This is a genomic window from Streptomyces sp. NPDC001492 (assembly GCF_053597275.1).
In genome coordinates this window covers 168,882-186,395 of sequence record NZ_JBSFHW010000004.1, presented here as the reverse complement: position 1 = coordinate 186,395, position 17,514 = coordinate 168,882, and the positions used below count along the sequence as shown (strand labels likewise).

General features: G+C 73.1%; 16 protein-coding genes and 1 pseudogene. 9 read left to right on the top strand and 8 right to left on the bottom strand.

Annotation, left to right across the window (positions count from 1 at the left end; all coding sequences use genetic code 11):
- The first annotated feature begins 42 nt into the window (after positions 1–42).
- Positions 43–171 (top strand): hypothetical protein, encoded by a 129-nt coding sequence (locus ACWC1K_RS06845; RefSeq protein ID WP_450829348.1) that lies wholly within the window; start codon positions 43–45, stop codon positions 169–171.
- A 54-nt stretch (positions 172–225) separates the two neighbouring features.
- Here the strand turns inward: ACWC1K_RS06845 and ACWC1K_RS06840 are convergent.
- The 4 genes and pseudogenes from ACWC1K_RS06840 to ACWC1K_RS06825 all read right to left on the bottom strand — a co-directional run.
- Positions 226–345: pseudogene (locus ACWC1K_RS06840) on the bottom strand (ABC transporter); the annotation flags it as partial.
- Positions 346–529: 184 nt separating this feature from the next.
- Positions 530–1,270 (bottom strand): FAD:protein FMN transferase, encoded by a 741-nt coding sequence (locus ACWC1K_RS06835; protein ID WP_450829187.1) that lies wholly within the window; start codon positions 1,268–1,270, stop codon positions 530–532.
- A gap of 5 nt (positions 1,271–1,275) precedes the next feature.
- Positions 1,276–1,977, bottom strand: a complete 702-nt coding sequence (locus ACWC1K_RS06830; RefSeq protein WP_450829186.1) for an FMN-binding protein — start codon at positions 1,975–1,977, stop codon at positions 1,276–1,278.
- 19 nt (positions 1,978–1,996) lie between these two features.
- Entirely contained in the window at positions 1,997–3,334 is a 1,338-nt protein-coding gene (locus ACWC1K_RS06825) for a ferredoxin reductase family protein (protein WP_450829185.1), read from the bottom strand.
- A gap of 152 nt (positions 3,335–3,486) precedes the next feature.
- On the opposite strand from ACWC1K_RS06825, the gene ACWC1K_RS06820 reads away from it, so the two are divergent.
- From ACWC1K_RS06820 to ACWC1K_RS06805, 4 genes are all read left to right on the top strand, one after another.
- A complete protein-coding gene (locus tag ACWC1K_RS06820) occupies positions 3,487–4,176 on the top strand; it encodes a response regulator transcription factor (protein ID WP_365832802.1) in 690 nt (229 codons plus the stop codon).
- Positions 4,173–5,642 (top strand): sensor histidine kinase, encoded by a 1,470-nt coding sequence (locus ACWC1K_RS06815; protein WP_450829184.1) that lies wholly within the window; start codon positions 4,173–4,175, stop codon positions 5,640–5,642. The genes ACWC1K_RS06820 and ACWC1K_RS06815 overlap by 4 nt, the downstream gene beginning before the upstream one ends.
- A 53-nt stretch (positions 5,643–5,695) precedes the next feature.
- The gene (locus tag ACWC1K_RS06810; protein ID WP_450829183.1) at positions 5,696–6,697 is read left to right on the top strand and encodes an NAD-dependent epimerase/dehydratase family protein; all 1,002 of its coding nucleotides are present in this window, start codon (positions 5,696–5,698) and stop codon (positions 6,695–6,697) included.
- A gap of 183 nt (positions 6,698–6,880) precedes the next feature.
- Positions 6,881–7,186 (top strand): hypothetical protein, encoded by a 306-nt coding sequence (locus ACWC1K_RS06805; protein WP_450829182.1) that lies wholly within the window; start codon positions 6,881–6,883, stop codon positions 7,184–7,186.
- Between the two features lie 4 nt (positions 7,187–7,190).
- Here ACWC1K_RS06805 and ACWC1K_RS06800 read toward each other — a convergent pair whose 3' ends face one another.
- A complete protein-coding gene (locus tag ACWC1K_RS06800) occupies positions 7,191–8,303 on the bottom strand; it encodes a sensor histidine kinase (RefSeq protein ID WP_450829181.1) in 1,113 nt (370 codons plus the stop codon).
- Positions 8,304–8,305: 2 nt separating this feature from the next.
- The gene (locus ACWC1K_RS06795; protein WP_450829180.1) at positions 8,306–9,043 is read right to left on the bottom strand and encodes a response regulator transcription factor; all 738 of its coding nucleotides are present in this window, start codon (positions 9,041–9,043) and stop codon (positions 8,306–8,308) included.
- 113 nt (positions 9,044–9,156) lie between these two features.
- Between ACWC1K_RS06795 and ACWC1K_RS06790 the strand changes: the two genes are divergently transcribed.
- The 3 genes from ACWC1K_RS06790 to ACWC1K_RS06780 are packed head-to-tail and all read left to right on the top strand — an operon-like array spanning position 9,157 to position 11,389.
- Entirely contained in the window at positions 9,157–9,885 is a 729-nt protein-coding gene (locus ACWC1K_RS06790) for a glycosyltransferase family 2 protein (RefSeq protein ID WP_450829179.1), read from the top strand.
- Positions 9,882–10,493, top strand: coding sequence for a TIGR04282 family arsenosugar biosynthesis glycosyltransferase (locus ACWC1K_RS06785; RefSeq protein WP_450829178.1), 612 nt, complete (start codon positions 9,882–9,884; stop codon positions 10,491–10,493). Before ACWC1K_RS06790 ends, ACWC1K_RS06785 begins: the two co-directional genes overlap by 4 nt.
- Positions 10,490–11,389, top strand: a complete 900-nt coding sequence (locus ACWC1K_RS06780) for a methyltransferase domain-containing protein (RefSeq protein WP_450829177.1) — start codon at positions 10,490–10,492, stop codon at positions 11,387–11,389. Before ACWC1K_RS06785 ends, ACWC1K_RS06780 begins: the two co-directional genes overlap by 4 nt.
- 316 nt (positions 11,390–11,705) lie before the next feature.
- On the opposite strand, the gene ACWC1K_RS06775 is transcribed toward ACWC1K_RS06780, so the two are convergent.
- Entirely contained in the window at positions 11,706–12,944 is a 1,239-nt protein-coding gene (locus tag ACWC1K_RS06775) for a molybdopterin-dependent oxidoreductase (protein ID WP_450829176.1), read from the bottom strand.
- Between the two features lie 114 nt (positions 12,945–13,058).
- Between ACWC1K_RS06775 and ACWC1K_RS06770 the strand changes: the two genes are divergently transcribed.
- On the top strand, positions 13,059–14,411 hold the full coding sequence (locus ACWC1K_RS06770) for a hypothetical protein (protein ID WP_450829175.1): 1,353 nt from the start codon (positions 13,059–13,061) through the stop codon (positions 14,409–14,411).
- A gap of 113 nt (positions 14,412–14,524) precedes the next feature.
- On the opposite strand, the gene ACWC1K_RS06765 is transcribed toward ACWC1K_RS06770, so the two are convergent.
- Positions 14,525–17,386 (bottom strand): SpoIIE family protein phosphatase, encoded by a 2,862-nt coding sequence (locus ACWC1K_RS06765; RefSeq protein WP_450829174.1) that lies wholly within the window; start codon positions 17,384–17,386, stop codon positions 14,525–14,527.
- Positions 17,387–17,514: the final 128 nt, after the last annotated feature.

Below are 17,514 nucleotides of genomic sequence, written 5' to 3'. Positions count from 1 at the left end.
GTCCGTCCTCACCCGACTGTGCCCGGGCTGTGAATCCGCTCAATGAGGGGCCTGCCGGCCCGGGTCCTCGGCTACGGCACCTGGCGGTTGATGCCGCCGACGGTGGCCGTCGGCACGGGCTCGATGGCCCATGCCCGTTTCCCTCCGTCCGGCCCGCTCAAACCGCCGTGAAGGCGCCCTGGATCCGGCATCCCGCACGCTCTGCGGCATGAACCCGACGACCGCGTCGACCATGAGCGTCATGTTCTCCTCGCCGGTGATCAGGTTGTCGACAGCGGAGAACTGACCGGTGACGCCGATCGCGGCCCGAACGGACTGCGGTGCGGCGGAGACGCCGTGGCCGGCTCGTCCGGCCACAGCCCGTCGACCAGCCGCCCGGCACCGCACCCGGCCCGCAACTCCCCCGCGGGCAGCGCGTGCAGACCCCGCAGCCGGGGCGAGGTGATCTCGCGCCGCCGGTGGGAGACGGACGACAGCGGCGTCAACTCGACGGTCACCGCGGCAGGTTAATCAGGGCGGGAGCCGGAGGTCAGGCAGCCGCGGGAGACTCCCGTACGGCCGGAAACCCCTCCGTCCGCAGCACCTGCCCCCCGGCGTCCACGGCGAACACCTCGCAGCCCGGCAGCGAGGCGGCCCACTCGATGCCTTGCACGCCCAGAGCGAACGCCGCCGTCGCGACCGAGTCCGCCTCCGTCAGGGTGGCCGCCACGACCGTCAGGCTGAGCAGCCCGGTCGCCGGGAGGCCCGTACGGCCGTCGATGATGTGGTCGCCGCGTTCGTAGCGCGCGGAGGTGGCGACGGCCCCGTCGGTGAGCTCGAGGACGGTGCACAGTTTGTCGGCGTGTTCGGGGTGGCGTACGCCGACCCGCCAGGGACCGCCGGCGGCGACCACGTCACCGCCGGCGTTCAGGACGAACCTCTGCGCGCCGGCCGCCTTCAGCAGCTCCGCCGCCCGCTGCACCGACCAGCCCTTGACCACCGCACAGGGGTCGAGCCCGCGGCCGGGCAGCCGTACGTCGAAGGCTCCGCCCGTCGCGATCCGGTAGTGCTCGCACAGGCCGAGGACCTCGACGAGGTCGGCGCTGAGCTCGTCGGGGGCGAGTTCGCCGCGGCCGTGGCGGGACACCTCGCTGTCGGGCCTGAAGGGGCTGAACCGGGTGTCGACCTCGCGCAGCCAGGCGAAGACCGCCTCGGCGGCCGACTCCGGAACGTCCTCGTCGTCGACCCGGAGCGAGACGGGGAAGCCCATGACGTGTTCGACGCGGTGCATCCGGATCAGCCCTTCGCGTCGATCGCGGCCTGGAGGGACTCCTTGTAGCCGTCGCTCGTGATGGTGGCGCCGGACACCGTGTCGATGTCCGCGCTCTGCGCCTTCAGCGTCTCCGCGACCAGCTTGGGCACCGCCGCGGTCGTCTGCGGGTGATTCGGCTGCTGCAGCATCTTCACTGCGGTGATCTTCTCGCCGGAGAAGGTCACCTGGACCTGCACGGGGCCCTTGTCGGTGTCCACCGTCGAACCCGAAACGGTCTGCGCGGCGGAGGCGGAGGACGAGGGGGACGCGGACGTCTTCGCGCTCGCACCCTTCGCGTCGATCGCGGCCTGGAGGGACTTCTTGTAGGCCTCGCTGGTGATGGTCGCGCCGGACACCGTGTCGATGTCCGCGCTCTGCGCCTTCAGCGTCTCCGCCACCAGCTTCGGCACCGCCGCCGCCGTCTGCGGATGGTTCGGCTGCTGCAGCATCTTCACTGCGGTGATCTTGTCGCCGGCGAAGGTCACCTGGACCTGCACCGGGCCCTTCTCCGTCCGGATCGTCGTGCCCTTGACGACCGTGCCGGACGAGGAGCCGGCGGAGGACGATGCCGACGGCGTCGACGCGGGCTGGGCGGTGGAGGTCGCAGCGCCGACCGACGGCTCGTAGCGCCAGACCGGGACCAGGCCCGCGATGCTCAGGACGACGACGGGGATGGCTCGCTTCACGATGTCTTTCCCGTCCTTCTCAGCCGGCCAGGCTGAAGCGCTCGAAGTGGATCTGCTGCTTGGGCACGCCCAGTTCGCCCAGGCTGCGCAGCACCGCGTTCATCATCGGCGGCGGCCCGCACAGGAAGACGTCCCGGTCGCCGATGTCCGGCACCAGCCGCGCCAGCTCGCTCGGCGCCAGCTTGTCGGGGACCGGCGGTCCGGTGACCAGGTGCAGTTCGGCGCCCTTGGCCACCGCCAGCTCGCGCAGCTCGTCGTAGAGGACGGCGTCGCGGTCCGAGGCCACGCGGTAGATGACGACCGCGTGGCCCTCGACGTCCTCCAGGATGGCCCGGATGGGGGTGACCCCGACGCCGCCCGCGATCAGCAGGGACGCGGGCTTCGTGCGGTGCAGCGTGGTGAAGGCGCCGTAGGGGCCCTCGGCGAACACACGCGTGCCGACCTTCACATGCCGCAGGGCGGCGCTGCCGTCGCCCGCCGCCTTGGCGGTGAGGCGCAGGGTGCGGCCGTCGGGGGCGGCGGAGAGGGAGAAGGGGTTCGCCTGCCACCAGCGGTCACGGGTCAGGAACCGCCACAGGAAGAACTGGCCGGCCTGTGCGGGCATCCGGTCCAGGTCGCGCCCGGTCATGTAGATCGAGACGACGTTGTCGGACTCGTGGACGACCGCGGAGACCCGCAGCTGATGCCGCAGGTTCCGCCACAACGGCAGGACCAGGCGGCCGAGGACCACCGCGCCGAGGGAGACGCCCCACACGCCGTACCAGTACGTCTTCGCGGCGGACGACGCGGTGAACGTCGTACCGACCGCGACCTGGTGCGTGAACGCGAGTACCACGGCGACATACGTGTAGAGGTGGATGAAGTGCCAGGTCTCGTAGGCGAGGCGGCGGCGGGCGTAGCGGGCCGAGACGGCGCCGACCACGAGGATGATGCCGAGCGCGACGAGGGCGCGCAGCACGCCCTGCGTCGTCTCGGCGAGGTCGACGAGCTCGCTGATGGGGCCCACGCCCGCGCCGTCGGCGTAGCCGAAGCTGATGAAGACGGCGTGCGCGAGCAGCGTCCACAGCAGGGCGAAGCCGGTCCAGCGGTGCCAGGAGGTCAGCCGGTCCATGCCGATCCGGCGGTCCAGCCAGGGCAGCCGGGCCACCAGCACCAGCTGGAAGGCCATGACGAGGGCGCCGTAGAGGCCGGTGAGGCGGCCGATGACGATCAGGGCGTTGGAGGCGAAGCCCGCCTGGGCGAAGAAGTAGGCGACCACGGCCGCGTTCGCGGCGAGCACGGCGTACAGGCCCGTGCGGGCCACCACCCTGGGGCGTATCGCCGTGGGGGGCGCAGGGGGTGATTGGACGGTCGTCACGGGTCGGCAGCTCCTCGATCGGGTCCTGGGTGACCGAGCTTGGCTGGCGGGAGCTGTCGATAACCTGTCGTACAACTTACAAGTACTTATCGATGTGCCGGCTGTGTGCCCGACCACATGGCCCGGCCGGGCGCGTACCGCACTATGAGCGGGTGGAAAAAGTACGCCTCCTGGTCGTGGACGACGACCCGCCCATCGCCGATCTCGTCGCGACCGTGGCCCGTTACGAGGGCTGGGACGCGGTCACCGCGAACTCCGGTGAGGAGGCGCTCAGGCTGGCCGGCGAGTTCCACCCGGACATCGTGGTGCTCGACCTGATGCTGCCCGACGTGGACGGCTTCGGTGTCCTGGACCGGCTGCGCGGTTCGGGCACGATGGTGCCCGTGGTGTTCCTGACCGCGCGGGACGGCGTCGCCGACCGGGTGGCCGGCCTGACCCGGGGCGGCGACGACTACCTGGTCAAGCCGTTCGCGGTGGAGGAGCTGATGGCCCGGCTGCGGACGGTGCTGCGGCGCAGCGCCGGGCCCGGCTTCCAGCGGTCCGTCCTCAGGGTCGCGGACCTGACGATGGACGAGGACACCCGCGAGGTGCGGCGCGGTGACAAGCTGCTCACGCTCACTCCGACCGAGTACGAGGTGCTGCGCTTCCTGATGCGCAAGTCGCCGACCGTGATGACCAAGGCGCAGATCCTCGACCATGTGTGGGAGTACGGCTTCGGGGGCCGCTCGAACGTCGTCGAGCTGGTCGTCAGCCGGCTGCGCCGCAAGCTGGACGACACGGGCGAGCCGCTGATCCAGACGGTGCGGGGCTTCGGGTATGTGATCCGGCAGGCGGCCGGGTGATCCGCCGGCTGCCCTCGTACCGGAGGCTGCGGCTCGGCACCCGGCTGGCGCTCGGGCTCGGAGTGCTGGCACTGGTGGTGTTCGCCGTCGTCGGCACGGCCCTGACGACCTATATGCGGGACTATCTGTCGCACCAGCTCGACGACCAACTGGGGCTCGCCCAGGTCGCCCAGTCCAAGAACGTCGCGGAGACCGGCACTCTCCAGGGCAAGAAGTACTGGGGGTGGTACTACGCCGTGTACGACGTCTCGGGCGGCAAGGCGGTGCTCCGCAAGCCGGAGGAGCCCGGCGACCTGCCCCGGGACATCGCCCCCCTCACCTCCCTGGCCAGGGCTCAGTCCGCCTCGGACAGCGAAGTGGTGCGCACCGCGAACCTCACGGGTGATGGCGCCTACCGGCTGCGCGCCTGCGAGGTCAAGCCCGGTGTGGTCCTGATCAGCGGCGCGCCGATGGCCGACATCGACGACACGGTACGGCGGCTGATCACGGTCCAGGTCATCGCCTTCGGGCTTGCCCTGCTGGCGCTGGTGGTGTTCGGCCGGCGCCTGCTGCGCCGGGGTCTGACCCCGCTCAGCGACATGGCGCACACCGCCCACGGCATCACCTCGCACGACCTGACGGAGTCGGCGGCCCGGCTGCCGCTGCGCGCCGACAAGCGGGGCGGCGGCCCGGAGGTCGAGGAGCTGCGCACCGCCTTCAACACCATGCTGGAGCACATCGACGACTCGCTGGCGGTGCGCGCGGAGGCCGAGCAGCGGCTGCGCCGTTTCGTCGCGGACGCCTCGCACGAGCTGCGCACACCGCTGATGTCCGTACGGGGCTACGCGGACCTCTTCCAGTACGCCGCCGCCAACGCCCCCGAGGAGCGCGACAAACACCTGGCCCGGCTGCGCGCCGAGGCGGCCCGGATGGGCGTCCTGCTGGACGATCTGCTGCTGCTCGCCCGCCTGGACGCGGCGGAGGTGGAAGCGCCGCTGCGGATGCAGGACACGGACCTGGTGGAGCTGGTGGACGAGGCGGCCGCCGCCTTCCGGGCGACCCGTCCGCAGCGCCCCCTGAAGGTGACGTCCGGCCCGCCCTCGCTGAAACTCCGTCTGGACCCGCACCGCATCCGCCAGGTCCTCGACAACCTGCTCACCAACGCGGCCGTGCACACGCCTGCCGGTACGCCGGTGTCGATGGCGGTCGAGGTGGCCGGGGACAGCGCCGTCGTACGGGTCGAGGACGCCGGCCCCGGGATTCCGGCCGCCGACCAGGAACGGGTCTTCGACCGCTTCTACCGCGTCGACAAGGCCCGCAGCCGCGACCGGGGCGGCAGCGGGCTCGGCCTGTCGGTCGCCAGTGGCCTGGTCCGCGCCCACGGCGGCACGATCGAGCTGCGCAGTCGGCCGGGGTCGACGGTGTTCACGGTCGCGCTGCCGGTGCGGGCCCGGCCGGGGGCTCCCGGAGGTCTTACGGACCCGTGACGTCCCGGGCGCGGCCCACGTGTCCCGCCAGGTCGCGGCCCTAGCGTGGCCGTATGCGAGTACTGGTCACCGGCGGTGCCGGGTTCATCGGGTCCCAGGTCGTGCGGGCACTGGAGGCGCACGGGCACGAACCCGTCGTGTACGACGTCCGGGCCGATCCCGCCTCGGACGTACGCAACCCCACAGCCGTCCGCCACGCCCTCACCGGGGTCGACGCCGTGTGCCACCAGGCGGCGATGGTCGGCCTGGGCACCGGCTTCGCGGACGCGGCCGACTATGTCTCCCACAACGACCTCGGCACCGCCGTTCTGCTCTCCGCCATGGCCGAGGCGGGCGTACGGCGGCTTGTGCTGGCCGGGTCGATGGTGGTGTACGGCGAGGGGCGCTACGCCTGCGCGCGGCACGGGGTGGTACGGCCGGGCCCGCGCACGGTGGCCGACCTGGACGCCGGCCGCTTCGAACCGCCGTGCCCGGTGTGCGGTGCGGCGCTGTCCCCCGGACTGGTCGGCGAGGACGCCCCGGTCGACCCGCGCAATGTGTACGCGACGACCAAGCTCACCCAGGAACACCTGGCGGCGTCGTGGGCACGTGCCACGGGCGGCTCGGCGGTGTCGCTGCGCTACCACAACGTGTACGGGCCGGGGATGCCCCGCGACACCCCGTACGCGGGCGTCGCCTCCTTCTTCCGCTCGGCGCTGGCCCGCGGTGAGTCCCCCAGGGTCTTCGAGGACGGCCGTCAGCGGCGGGACTTCGTGCAGGTGCGGGACGTGGCTGCGGCCAACGTGGCGGCGCTGGAAGCGGGTTCGGGCGAGGGGGCGCTGACCGCGTACAACACCGGCAGCGGCGAGGTGCACACCGTCGGCGAGATGGCTCGTGCGCTGGCCGCGGCGTACGGCGGCCCGGAGCCGGTCGTCACCGGGGAGTACCGGCTCGGCGACGTACGGCACATCACCGCGGACTCGGCGCGGCTGCGGGCCGAGCTGGGCTGGAAGGCCGAGGTGGGCTTCGAGGAGGGCATGCGGGAGTTCGCGCGGGCCGGAATGCGCGAGGCATAGGCCCCCGACGGACCGGTGGTGCTGCCCGCATTCACGAAGCGGCAGCGGGCAGCACCACCGCACACGGCAGCTGCCGGGGATGCGGGAGTTCACGCGGACGCACTGAGCGTGTCCACGCCGGGACGACGCCGTTGTCGTCGATCATGGCGCTGTCCGTCACAAATCAGTTGAAAGGACCGCAGAATGCTCCGGCGTACTCTCCAGCCCACCCGCACCCGCGTCGCCGCGCTGCTCGGCGCACCGGTGGTCGGCGTGTTCCTCCTCGCCCCGGCGGCCTTCGCGGACACGCCGCCGCCCGGCAAGAAGGTCGACAGCGCCACCGTCATCGACAGGGCCTGCAAGCACGCGAACGAGGACTCCGAGGACGCCGCGAACGGGACCTGCGAGAAGCTCGTGGCGCCGCTCCTCTCGCATGCCATCGGCCCCGGGAGCGGTCTCACCTGCCGGGAGATCTCCGCGACCGACATCGAGTGCCGGCCCGAGAGGTGACCCTTCAGGCCTCCGCGAGCGGCAGGGTCACCTCGAAGCGGCAGCCGCCCGGGATGTTGCGGACGGTCGCCCGGCCCTGGTGCGCCTCCACGATGCCGCGCACGATGGCGAGGCCCAGGCCCGCCCCGGCAGGGGGGGTCCGGGCATGCGTGCCCCGCCATCCGGTGTCGAAGACACGGGGCAGGTCCTCCTCCGGGATGCCGCCGCAGGCGTCCGTCACGGACACGACCACGCCGTCCGGCGAGCGCTCCGCGGCGATCGCCACCGTGCCGTCGGCCGGAGTCCGCCGAATGGCGTTGACCAGCAGATTGCCCAGCACCCGGCTCATCTCCCTGCCGTCCACCTCCACCGGCAGCGGCTCGACCCGGCCGCCGACCAGCCGCACACCGTGCTCGCGGGCCAGGGGGTCGGCGCCCGCGAGCGCGTCGCCGACGAGGTCGTAGAGGGACATCCGGCTGGGGCTGAGCGCCAGCGTGCCCGCGTGGATGCGGGAGAGTTCGAAGAGGTCGCCGACCATGTCGTTGAGGCGCTCGACCTCGGTGCGGATCTGCTTGAGGTAACGGTCGGGGTCGGCGGCGACGCCGTCCTCCAGCGCCTCCGACATGGCGCGCAGCCCGGCGAGGGGGGTGCGCAGGTCGTGGGAGATCCAGGCGACCAGTTCGCGCCGGGAGGACTCCAGGGCTCGTTCACGTTCCCGGGACTCCGCGAGTTTGGCGCTGGTGGCCTCCAACTCGCGGCTGAGGGCGGCGAGTTCGGCGGTGGCGGGACCGACGGGCGAGGTGAAGTCGCCGCCGTCGCCGAAGGAACGGGCGGCCAGGGTGAGGGCACGGCTGCGGGCGGCGACCCAGCGGCCCAGCAGCAGGGCGGTGGCCAGGGAGACCACGGCGGCCATCGCGACAACGGTCGTGACGACCTTCAGGTCGTGCCCGGACAGGAACATCGCCTGCGCGACCGCGAGGGTGCCCGCGAGCATCGCGGTGACGGCGACGGCGGCGACCACACCGAGGTGCAGGGCGAGTGAGCGGCGCCGGATCAGCAGCAGCACACAGGCGCCGAGCAGTCCGGCCGCGGCGGCGCCGAGGAAGGCGAACAGGGCGATGAGGAGGTTGGCGTGCATGCTCACGCCTCCGCTCGGGAGACGCCTTCGGTGACGTCTTCGGAGCCGTCGAAGCGGTAGCCGACGCCCCACACGGTCTGGATCAGCCGGGGCCTGCCCGGGTCGTCCTCGACCTTGCCGCGCAGCCGCCGCACATGGACGGTGACGGTCGACAGGTCGCCGAAGTCCCAGCCCCACACCTCCCGCATCAGGTCCTCGCGGCTGTAGACCCGGCCGGGGTGCCGCAGGAAGAAGGCCAGGAGATCGAACTCCCGGATGGTGAGGGCCAGTTCGGACCCGTGCTTGAGGGCACGGCGGGACGCCGGGTCGACGGACAGCCCGGCCGCCCGCAGCAGCCCCGACGGCTGGGAGGGGCGGGTGCGGCGCAGCACGGACTCGACGCGCAGGACCAGCTCGCGGGGGCTGAACGGCTTGGTGACGTAGTCGTCGGCGCCGACCTCCAGGCCGAGGATGCGGTCGTCCTCGTCGCCGCGCGCGGTGAGCATGATGACCGGCACCGGTCCGTGCCCCCGCATCCGCCGGCACACCTCCAGGCCGTCCATGCCGGGCAGCATCAGGTCGAGGACGACGAGGTCGGGCCAGTGGGCGGCGGCGCGGGCGAGCGCGTCGGGCCCGTCGCCGGCCCGGTCCACGACATATCCGGCGCGGTCGAGATAGCCGGTGACGATCTCGGCGACGGTGGGATCGTCGTCGACGACGAGTACCCGGGCGCCGCCCTGTCCGTACTGCTGCTGCTCCATGGAGCCAGCCTCGCACCGCACGCGCGCGTAAGCCGCCATCCGCCCCCTGACGTCCTTGTTTCGTAAGGAGCCGAAGCCCGATTTGCCCGATTCCCGTTCGTAGGGTGAGTGCCGTGACGCCCCCTTCCGACAAAGACGTATCCGACGTACGAGAACCGGGCGCGACGTCCGTGGACGTCGTACTCCCCTGCCTCGACGAGGCCGAGGCGCTGCCGTGGGTGCTGGAGCGCATCCCGCCCGGCTGGCGCGCGCTCGTCGTGGACAACGGCTCCACCGACGGCTCGGCGGACCTCGCCCGCGCGCTCGGCGCGCGTGTGGTGCCCGAGGCGCGGCGCGGCTTCGGCGCCGCCTGCCACGCGGGCCTGACGGCGGCCACGGCGGACATCGTCTGCTTCTGCGACTGCGACGCCTCGCTGGACCCGGCCGACCTGGTGCCGTTCGTGGAGCGGATCCGGGCCGGGGAGGCCGACCTGGTGCTGGGCCGGCGCCGGCCGCGGACCCGCGGCGCCTGGCCGTTGCACGCCCGCGCGGGCAACCTCGCCCTCGCCCGTCTCCTCCGCCGCCGCACCGGCCTGCGCCTGCGCGACCTGGGCCCGCTGCGGGCCGTCCGCCGCGAGCCGCTGCTGTCCCTGGCCCTCACGGACCGCCGCAGCGGCTACCCCTTGCAGATGGTCGTCCGTGCCGCCGACGCGGGCTGGCGGATCGCCGAGTACGACGTCCCCTACCGCCCGCGTGCGGGTGTCTCCAAGGTGACCGGCACCTGGCGTGGCACCTGGCAGGCGGTGCGGGACATGAGCCGGGTCCTGGCCGAACCGCCGGTCCGGGAAGGAGCCCGCCCGTGACCACCACCCTGCTGGTCATCGCCAAGGAGCCGCGGCCCGGGCGGGTCAAGACCCGCCTGACACCGCCGTTCACACCCGAGGAGGCCGCCGAGCTGGCGGAGGCGTCCCTCGCGGACACCCTGGACACGGTCGCCCGGACCCCCGCCCACCGCCGGGTCCTGGTCCTGGAGGGCGAGCCGGGCCCCTGGCTCCCGCCCGGTTTCGAGGTCGTACGGCAGTGCCCGGGCGGCCTCGACGAACGCCTGGCCGCCGCCTTCGCGCACTGCGACGGCCCGGCCCTGCTCATCGGCATGGACACCCCGCAGGTGACACCGGAGCTGCTGACCGTCGACTTCACCGACGGCGACGCGTACTTCGGCCCCGCGGAGGACGGCGGCTTCTGGGCCCTGGGCCTGGCCGACCCGGACCCGGCGCTCCTCCTCGGCGTCCCGATGTCGACCCCCGACACGGGCGCCGCCCAGCGCGCCCGGCTGGCAGGACTGCGCGTACGGGACCTGCCGCGCCTCCGGGACGTCGACACGGCCTACGACGCCGAACTGGTCGCCGAGGCGGCACCGGGCGGCCGGTTCGCCACCGCGCTGGAGCGGCTCACGGAGGCCGGCCGATGAGCGGCACGACGGAACTGGCGGCACGGATCGGACGACAGGCGGGAGCTCCGCCGGACCACGGCACCTGGTCCTCAGACCCCTACACACACGCCCTGCGCACCGGCCGGGGCCCCCTGTTCCTGCGCCGCACCGACGGCTGGCTCCTCCAGCTGGAGGTGGAGCGCTGGTGCGCGGAGGCCGACGCGGCCGACCTGGAGGTGCTACGCCGCTGCGAGGGCCCGGTACTGGACGTGGGCTGCGGTCCCGGCCGCCTGATCGAGGCCCTGAACAGGCAGAACGAAGCCCGCTACGGCTCGGCACCGTCCCTGAGGGGCGCGGGGCCGCATCGATCAGCGGCTGTGCCGCGGGGCGCGACCAGCCACGACGGCGCAGCAGACGACAGACGGCCTCTCCCGGCACTGGGCATCGACGTCAGCGAAGCCGCCGTCACCCACACCGTCGCCCGCGGGGGCAACGCCCTGCACCGCTCCGTCTTCGAACCGCTCCCCGCCGAAGGCCGCTGGGGCACCGCCCTCCTGATCGACGGCAACATCGGCATCGGCGGCGACCCGCGGGCTCTGCTCGCCAGGATGGCCCAACTCCTCACCCCGGGCGGTCTGTTGATCGTGGAGACGGTCCCGGACCCGGACGTCGACGAACGGGTCCGCGTCCACGTCACCGACGCCCGAGGCGCCGCCGGGCCCCCCTTCCCGTGGGCCCGGCTCGGCACAGCCGCCCTGCTGCGGCACGCGACCCGCTGGCGCGCCGTCGATCAGTGGACGGCCGGCGGCCGCTGTTTCGTCGCCCTGCGCAGCCGCAGCAGGAACAGCACCGCCGAACCGCCGAAGAGCACGGCCGTCAGCAGCAGCCAGCGGGACAGGAAGCGGTCCGCGGACAGGCCGGTGGCGGACGCGTAGCGTGCCGTCACCTGCCCGCCGATCAGCGGGAACCAGACCAGCAGAAGCAGCAGCGACAGCGCGGCCGGCACCCGGACGTACCCCACCCACCTGCGCCGCGGGCCCGCCGCCTTCACGAGGGCGCGGTCCGCCGCCGCGTACAGCGGCAGCAGCACCAGGTCGTGCAGCAGCGCCGCGCCCACGAACCACAGGGCGACCCCGAACCAGTCCCCCGCGAGCAGTTGCACCCCCGCATAGGCGGCGAGCGCGAACGAGCAGGCCAGCAGCAGGATCTGGAGCGGGCTGCCGAGCGGCAGCGCGAACCGGGGGCGCCTCATCACAGGTCTCCGAACGTCATCCGCGCCACCCACTTGGTGTTGAGCACACCGGGCGCCGCGGGCACGATGACCCGTGCCGGATGGCCGTGGTCGGGGGTGAGCTCCTCGCCGTTGACGAACAGGGCGAGCAGGGAACGCGGGTCGGCGACCTGGTTGGCACGCAGGGCGGCCCGCCGGAACGCGCCGTGCCGTTGCAGCGACTCCACGAAGACGTCCGGCGGATCGCCGTCGTACCCGACGAGGGCCGCCAGGTCCCGCAGCCGCACACCCCGCCACCACTGGTCGGAGGTCGACCAGCCCTCGACGCAGGCGATGGGCAACGCCGAGCTGTGCAGCGGGAGTCGAAGCAGATCGGCGCGGCTGAGCCGGACGGTGCCGGTGCGCCCGCCGACGGTCAGCCGCCACGCGTCCTCGCTCCGCTCCGCCGCGCTGATGCCGGCGTACGCGGCGGTCTTGTTGATCTGGAAGCCGCCCGGCCCGCTGCCGGGTTCGGCGCCCCCGTGCGGGGCGAGAACGGCGGACCACCGCAGCCCGTCGAAGTCCTGCCCGACCGTCGTGCCGAACAGCAGCAGCGAGCCGCCGCCGACCAGCCCGAGGGCGCCGCGCCGGGAGACGGTCGGCGGATCGGGGTCCGGAGACACCAACTCGCGTTCTTCCTCAGCCACTTGAGGCGGCTGTCGCATACCCCGCAGGTTGCGCAGGGCCGCCGGAGTCTTCAGCACCGCGTGGGCGACGAACGCGGCGAAGAACACCCACGCCCCGTAGAAGTGCAGCGGGTAGAAGGAGCCCGGGAAGACGTAGTCGAGCTGGACGTTCAGCACGCCGGTGACGAACTCGAAGAGGCCGCCGCCGACCAGCAGCAGCAATGAGATCCGCTCCAGCGCGTGCGCGACGGAGCGCGCGGGCGGCAGCGTGAACAGCTTCGGCACCACCGACCACAGCTTGGCCAGCAGCACGGGGATCAGGGTGATCCCGAGGGTGACGTGCACGCCCTGGGTGAGCCGGTACAGCCAGTGCGGATCGGTCGGCCAGGAGAAGAGATAGAAGCCGAGGATCCCCTTGTCCGGGGTCTTGTCGTTCACCCCCGCCAGGTCCGGGTTGTAGGCGGCGTACGACAGCAGTCCCGTCACGAACAGCACGGTGATGCCGCCGAGCAGGACGATGCCGAGCACCGAGGTGAACCACGGGCCGCGCAAGGGGCTGCGCCAGAAGGAGGGCGAGAAGGGAGTCCGTCTCATGCCCCGACCGTAGGTCCGGCGCACCCCCGAAACGGGTCCGCGAACCATGACGAAACTCTGACGTCCGTGCATGTCAGCCGTCCGGTCGAGGTCCCGCGGCCTAGCGTGTGCGCCGTGAACCGCGACCTCCGCCGAGACCTCTACGCCGCCGCGGCCGCCGCACTGCTCGTCGTGACGGCCGCGGTCGTCGGCACCGGAATCGAGCATCGCAACGGCTCACTCCGCGTCGGCCGGCCCCCGCTCCTTGCGACCTGGGACCCGCACATCGGCCCCGGCACCCCGGCGGCGATCGCCGTCGCGGCGGCCGTGGTGGCGTACGGCCCCACGCTCGCCACCCGCCTGCCCTGGCGCCCCCTGCTGCTCGCGACCTGGGGGACGGCACTGGCGTGGACGTGGTCCCTCGCCCTGATCGACGGCTGGTACCGCGGCATCGCCCAACAGCTGACGACCCGCTACGAATACCTCCAGGTCATCGACCGCTTCCACGACATCCCCGCCACCCTGCGGGACTTCACCCACCACATCATCGGCGGCCTCCCCGGCAGCTGGCCCGCGCACGTGGCCGGCCATCCCCCGGGAGCCACCGTCACCTTCGTCCTCCTCGACCACCTCGGGCTGCGCGGCGGCGGCTGGGCGGGCGCCTTCGTCATCACGGTCGGTACGACCGCGGCGGCCGCGGTCCTGATCGCCGTACGGGCACTGACCGACGACCACCTCGCCCGGCGCGCGGCCCCCTTCCTCGCCCTGGCCCCGGCGGCGGTGTGGGTGGGAACCTCCGCGGACGGCTACTTCACGGCGGTGGCCGCCTGGGCGACCGCGCTGCTGGCCCTGGCGGTGACGGGCCACCACCCGCGCCGGACGGGCCTCGCCTCGGGCCTCCTCTTCGGTCTGACCGCCTACCTCTCCTACGGCCTCACCCTCTTCGCCCTGATCGCCGCCACGGTCCTCCTCCTCGGCACCCTCCCCCACTCTCGGCTCCGCTCGAGCGGGGGGACCCCCATGCCCCGCCCCCTCCCCTTCCTCCTCACCGGACTGGCCGTGGTCCCGGCCGTGTTCACGGCGCTGGGCTTCAACTGGTGGGAGGCGTACGGCCTGCTGGTCACCCGCTACTACCAGGGCGCGGGCGGCGTCCGCCCCTACGGCTACTGGGTGTGGGCCAACCTGGCCTGCACGGTCTTCCTCGTCGGCCCGGCCGGCGCCGCGGGCCTGCGCCGCACGGCCACCACCCTCACCCACCGCACCCAGGCCCCCGCCTTCCGCCTCGCCGTCCTGGTGACCGCCACCCTCCTCGCCCTCCTGATCGCCGACGCCTCCGGCATGAGCAAGGCGGAGACGGAACGCATCTGGCTCCCCTTCGCGATGTGGCTCCTGCCGAGCTGCGCCTTCCTGACGGGCCCACGCGGCTGGCTGGCGGCACAGGGCGTCCTGGCGCTACTCGTGAACCACCTGCTGCTGACGGGCTGGTGATCAGCGCCCCGACAGGGGCGCGGGGCTGTATCGATTTGCGGCTCCGCCGCGTGGGCGCGACCAGCCCCCACCGGGCCCGCGGACTCATGACCGCGCACCCAGCGGAGCACACCTCACGGCAGTGCCTGCTCCGTCCAGATCACCTTGCCGTAAGGCGTATACCGAGTCCCCCACCGCTCGGTGAGCTGAGCAACCAGGAACAACCCCCGCCCGCCCTCATCCTCGGTGAGAGCCCGCCGCAGCCGCGGCGACGTACTGCTCCCGTCGGACACCTCGCAGACCAACGCCCGGTCGCGCAGAAGACGGAGCTGCACCGGCCCGGTGGCATGACGGATGGCGTTGGTGACGAGTTCGCTCGCGACCAGCTCGGTGGTGAAGGCGAGTTCCTCCAGACCCCAGGCGGCCAGTTGGCCGGTGACCGCCGTGCGGGCACGCGAGACGACCGCCGGGTCACTGGGCAGCACCCACTCGGCGACCCGTTCCCGGCCGAGGACGTGGGTCCGGGCGACCAGCAGCGCCACGTCGTCGCTCGGCCGGTCCGGCAGCAGCGCGTCGAGGACCGCCTCGCAGGTGTCCTCCGGTGACCTGCCGGGAACGGCCAGGACACTACTCAGCCGGGCCAGGCCGGAGTCCATGTCACGCAGCCGGTCCTCGACCAACCCGTCGGTGTAGAGCACGAGTTGACTGCCCTCGGGGAGTTCCAGCTCGACGGTCTCGAAGGGCATGCCGCCGAGGCCCAGGGGCTGGCCGGGCGGCAGGTCGACGAACTCGACCGTGCCGTCCGGGGCGACGACCGCGGGCAGGGGGTGCCCGGCGCGGGTGAGGGTGCAGCGCCGGGACACCGGATCGTAGACGGCGTAGAGGCAGGTCGCTCCGACGATGCCGGAGTCGGCCTGGGTGCTCTCCACCGCCCAGCCCTCGCCCCGGTCGAGGCGGCCCACCAGGTCGTCGAGGTGGGCGAGGAGGTCGTCGGGCGGCAGGTCCAGGGAGCAGAAGTTGTGCACGGCGGTACGCAGCCGGCCCATGGTGGCGGCGGCGTGCAGTCCGTGGCCGACGACGTCCCCGACGACCAGCGCCACCCGCGCGCCCGACAGCGGGATGACGTCGAACCAGTCGCCGCCGACTTCGGCCTGCGCCGGCAGATAGCGGCAGGCGACCTCGACGGCGCTCTGCTCGGGGCGGCCCTTGGGCAGCAGGCTGCGCTGCAGCGCGAGGGCGGTGTTGTGCTCGCGGGTGTAGCGGCGGGCGTTGTCGATGCAGGTCGCGGCGCGCAGGACCAGCTCCTGGGCGAGGGAGAGGTCGTCGTCCTCGAAGGGGGCGGGCCGCTCGGAACGGTAGAAGCTGACCACGCCGAGCGTGGTGCCGCGGGCCCGCAGCGGCACGGTGATCAGGGAGTGGACGCCCGCCGCGAGCACCCGCCCCATCCGCTCGGGATCCTGCGCGATCCAGCCGCCCGCCTCCGCCAGCACCGGCTCCATGACGGACTGCGTGAGCTCCAGACAGCGGGCCTGCGGCGTGGACGGGACGTACTCGACGGCGTCGCCGACGTCGTACAGATTCGCGGGCTGCTTGCGTACGGCGCGGATGGCGACCCGGCGCAGCGCCGTCCGGCCGCCGAGCGCCACCGGCTCCTCGCCGCGCAGCACCGCGTCGGGCAGGTCGACGGCGACGAAGTCGGCGAACCGGGGCACGGTCACCTCGGCGAGTTCCTCCGCGGTGCGGGTGACGTCGAGGGTGGTGCCGATCCGCACGCCCGCGTCATGCAGCAACTCCAGCCGCCTGCGCGCGAGTACGGCCAGCCGGCCGACGCCGGGCTCCCCGACGAGCAGCAGCCGGCTCTCGGCGCCGTCGAGGATGTCGCCGACGGTCTCGGCGGGCTGTGGCGGCGGGGCCGGAGGTACGACGGCTCGTACGACGACGGCGGGCCGGGGCCCCATGGGGGCCGTCGCCTCGCGCGCGGCCACCGGGGACCCGTTCGACCCGGGGGTCGCCACCGGCACCGGCCCGGCGACCGGTGGCGACGTCGGCAGCCCGAGGTCCCTCAGGCGCGGCCCGCCCAGGATGCGCACCTCCACCGCGACGCCCGTCTCCCCGGCCGCGCCCATGACCTGACGCCGCAGCAGCGTGGCGATACGGCCGCCCGAGAGGGGAACCTCGTCGAGGGTGCGGCCCGGCGAGGCGATGAGTTCCTCGGCCCGCTCGCGCAGTACGGCCAGGTCGATCCGGCCGAGACCGTCGGTGTCGTGTCCGTTGCCGTCGCCCGGTGCCGGGCGGACGGGCGGGCGTGCCGCTCCGCGCACGTCGAGGGCGGCGCGCCGGTAGGCGGCGAGGAGTGCGCGTTCCCGTTCCGTGGCCTGTTCGAGGAGGCGGCCCTCGATGTCCCGGGCGGCCGCCCGGACCAGCCGCAGCATGGTGATGTCGCCGTCGTCGCGCAGACAGGTGAGGTCCAGGACGGCCTCGATGCTGCCGCTCAGCGGATTGCGGACGGGTGCGCCGGCGCAGGCGAAGGGCTGCAGACAGTCGGCGAAGTGCTCACGGCCGACGACATAGATCGGTCCGCGCTCGGCGAGGGCGGTGCCGACGCCGTTGGTGCCGACCACCGGCTCGGAGGCGTCGAAGCCGGGGGCGAAGTTCACCTCGTCCAGCCGGTCGCGCAGCCGCAGATCGCCGTCGAGGCGCCGCACCATGCGGCCCCGTGCGTCGCACAGCGCGATCGACATGCCCATGTCCGCCAGGGAGGCGCTCAGTTTCGTCAGCACCGGGTCGGCCGCGCGCAGGAACCGTTCGTCCAGCGTGAGGCCCTGCTCGTAGGGGACCAGCAGATGGCCGGGTTCCAGCCCCGCGGAGCGGCAGCGCTTCCAGGATTTGAGTACCGAACCCCGGACGTCCGCCTCGACCCGCGCACCCGCCAGGAATCGTTCGTGGGCATCGACGAGTCCGCCGATGTCGTCCCAGGCGACGGACACCGAGATCACTTCCTCACCTGGAGCAGGCCCGGTCGCGCACCGCCGATCGGTACGTCCGGGCGTGGTCCTCCAAGCGCTTTCACCCTAGCCCCGCTGTGACCCACACCACAACATCAGGCCCTTTTGGTCAAGGCAGA

Bases quoted from the DNA above. Each gene is read 5' to 3' on its own strand.
- ACWC1K_RS06795 (WP_450829180.1), bottom strand. From the start codon at position 9,043: ATGGAGCAGCAGCAGTACGGACAGGGCGGCGCCCGGGTACTCGTCGTC.
- ACWC1K_RS06810 (WP_450829183.1), top strand. From the start codon at position 5,696: ATGCGAGTACTGGTCACCGGCGGTGCCGGGTTCATCGGGTCCCAGGTC.
- ACWC1K_RS06775 (WP_450829176.1), bottom strand. From the start codon at position 12,944: ATGAGACGGACTCCCTTCTCGCCCTCCTTCTGGCGCAGCCCCTTGCGC.
- ACWC1K_RS06835 (WP_450829187.1), bottom strand. From the start codon at position 1,270: ATGCACCGCGTCGAACACGTCATGGGCTTCCCCGTCTCGCTCCGGGTC.
- ACWC1K_RS06845 (WP_450829348.1), top strand. From the start codon at position 43: ATGAGGGGCCTGCCGGCCCGGGTCCTCGGCTACGGCACCTGGCGGTTG.
- ACWC1K_RS06805 (WP_450829182.1), top strand. From the start codon at position 6,881: ATGCTCCGGCGTACTCTCCAGCCCACCCGCACCCGCGTCGCCGCGCTG.
- ACWC1K_RS06780 (WP_450829177.1), top strand. From the start codon at position 10,490: ATGAGCGGCACGACGGAACTGGCGGCACGGATCGGACGACAGGCGGGA.
- ACWC1K_RS06800 (WP_450829181.1), bottom strand. From the start codon at position 8,303: ATGCACGCCAACCTCCTCATCGCCCTGTTCGCCTTCCTCGGCGCCGCC.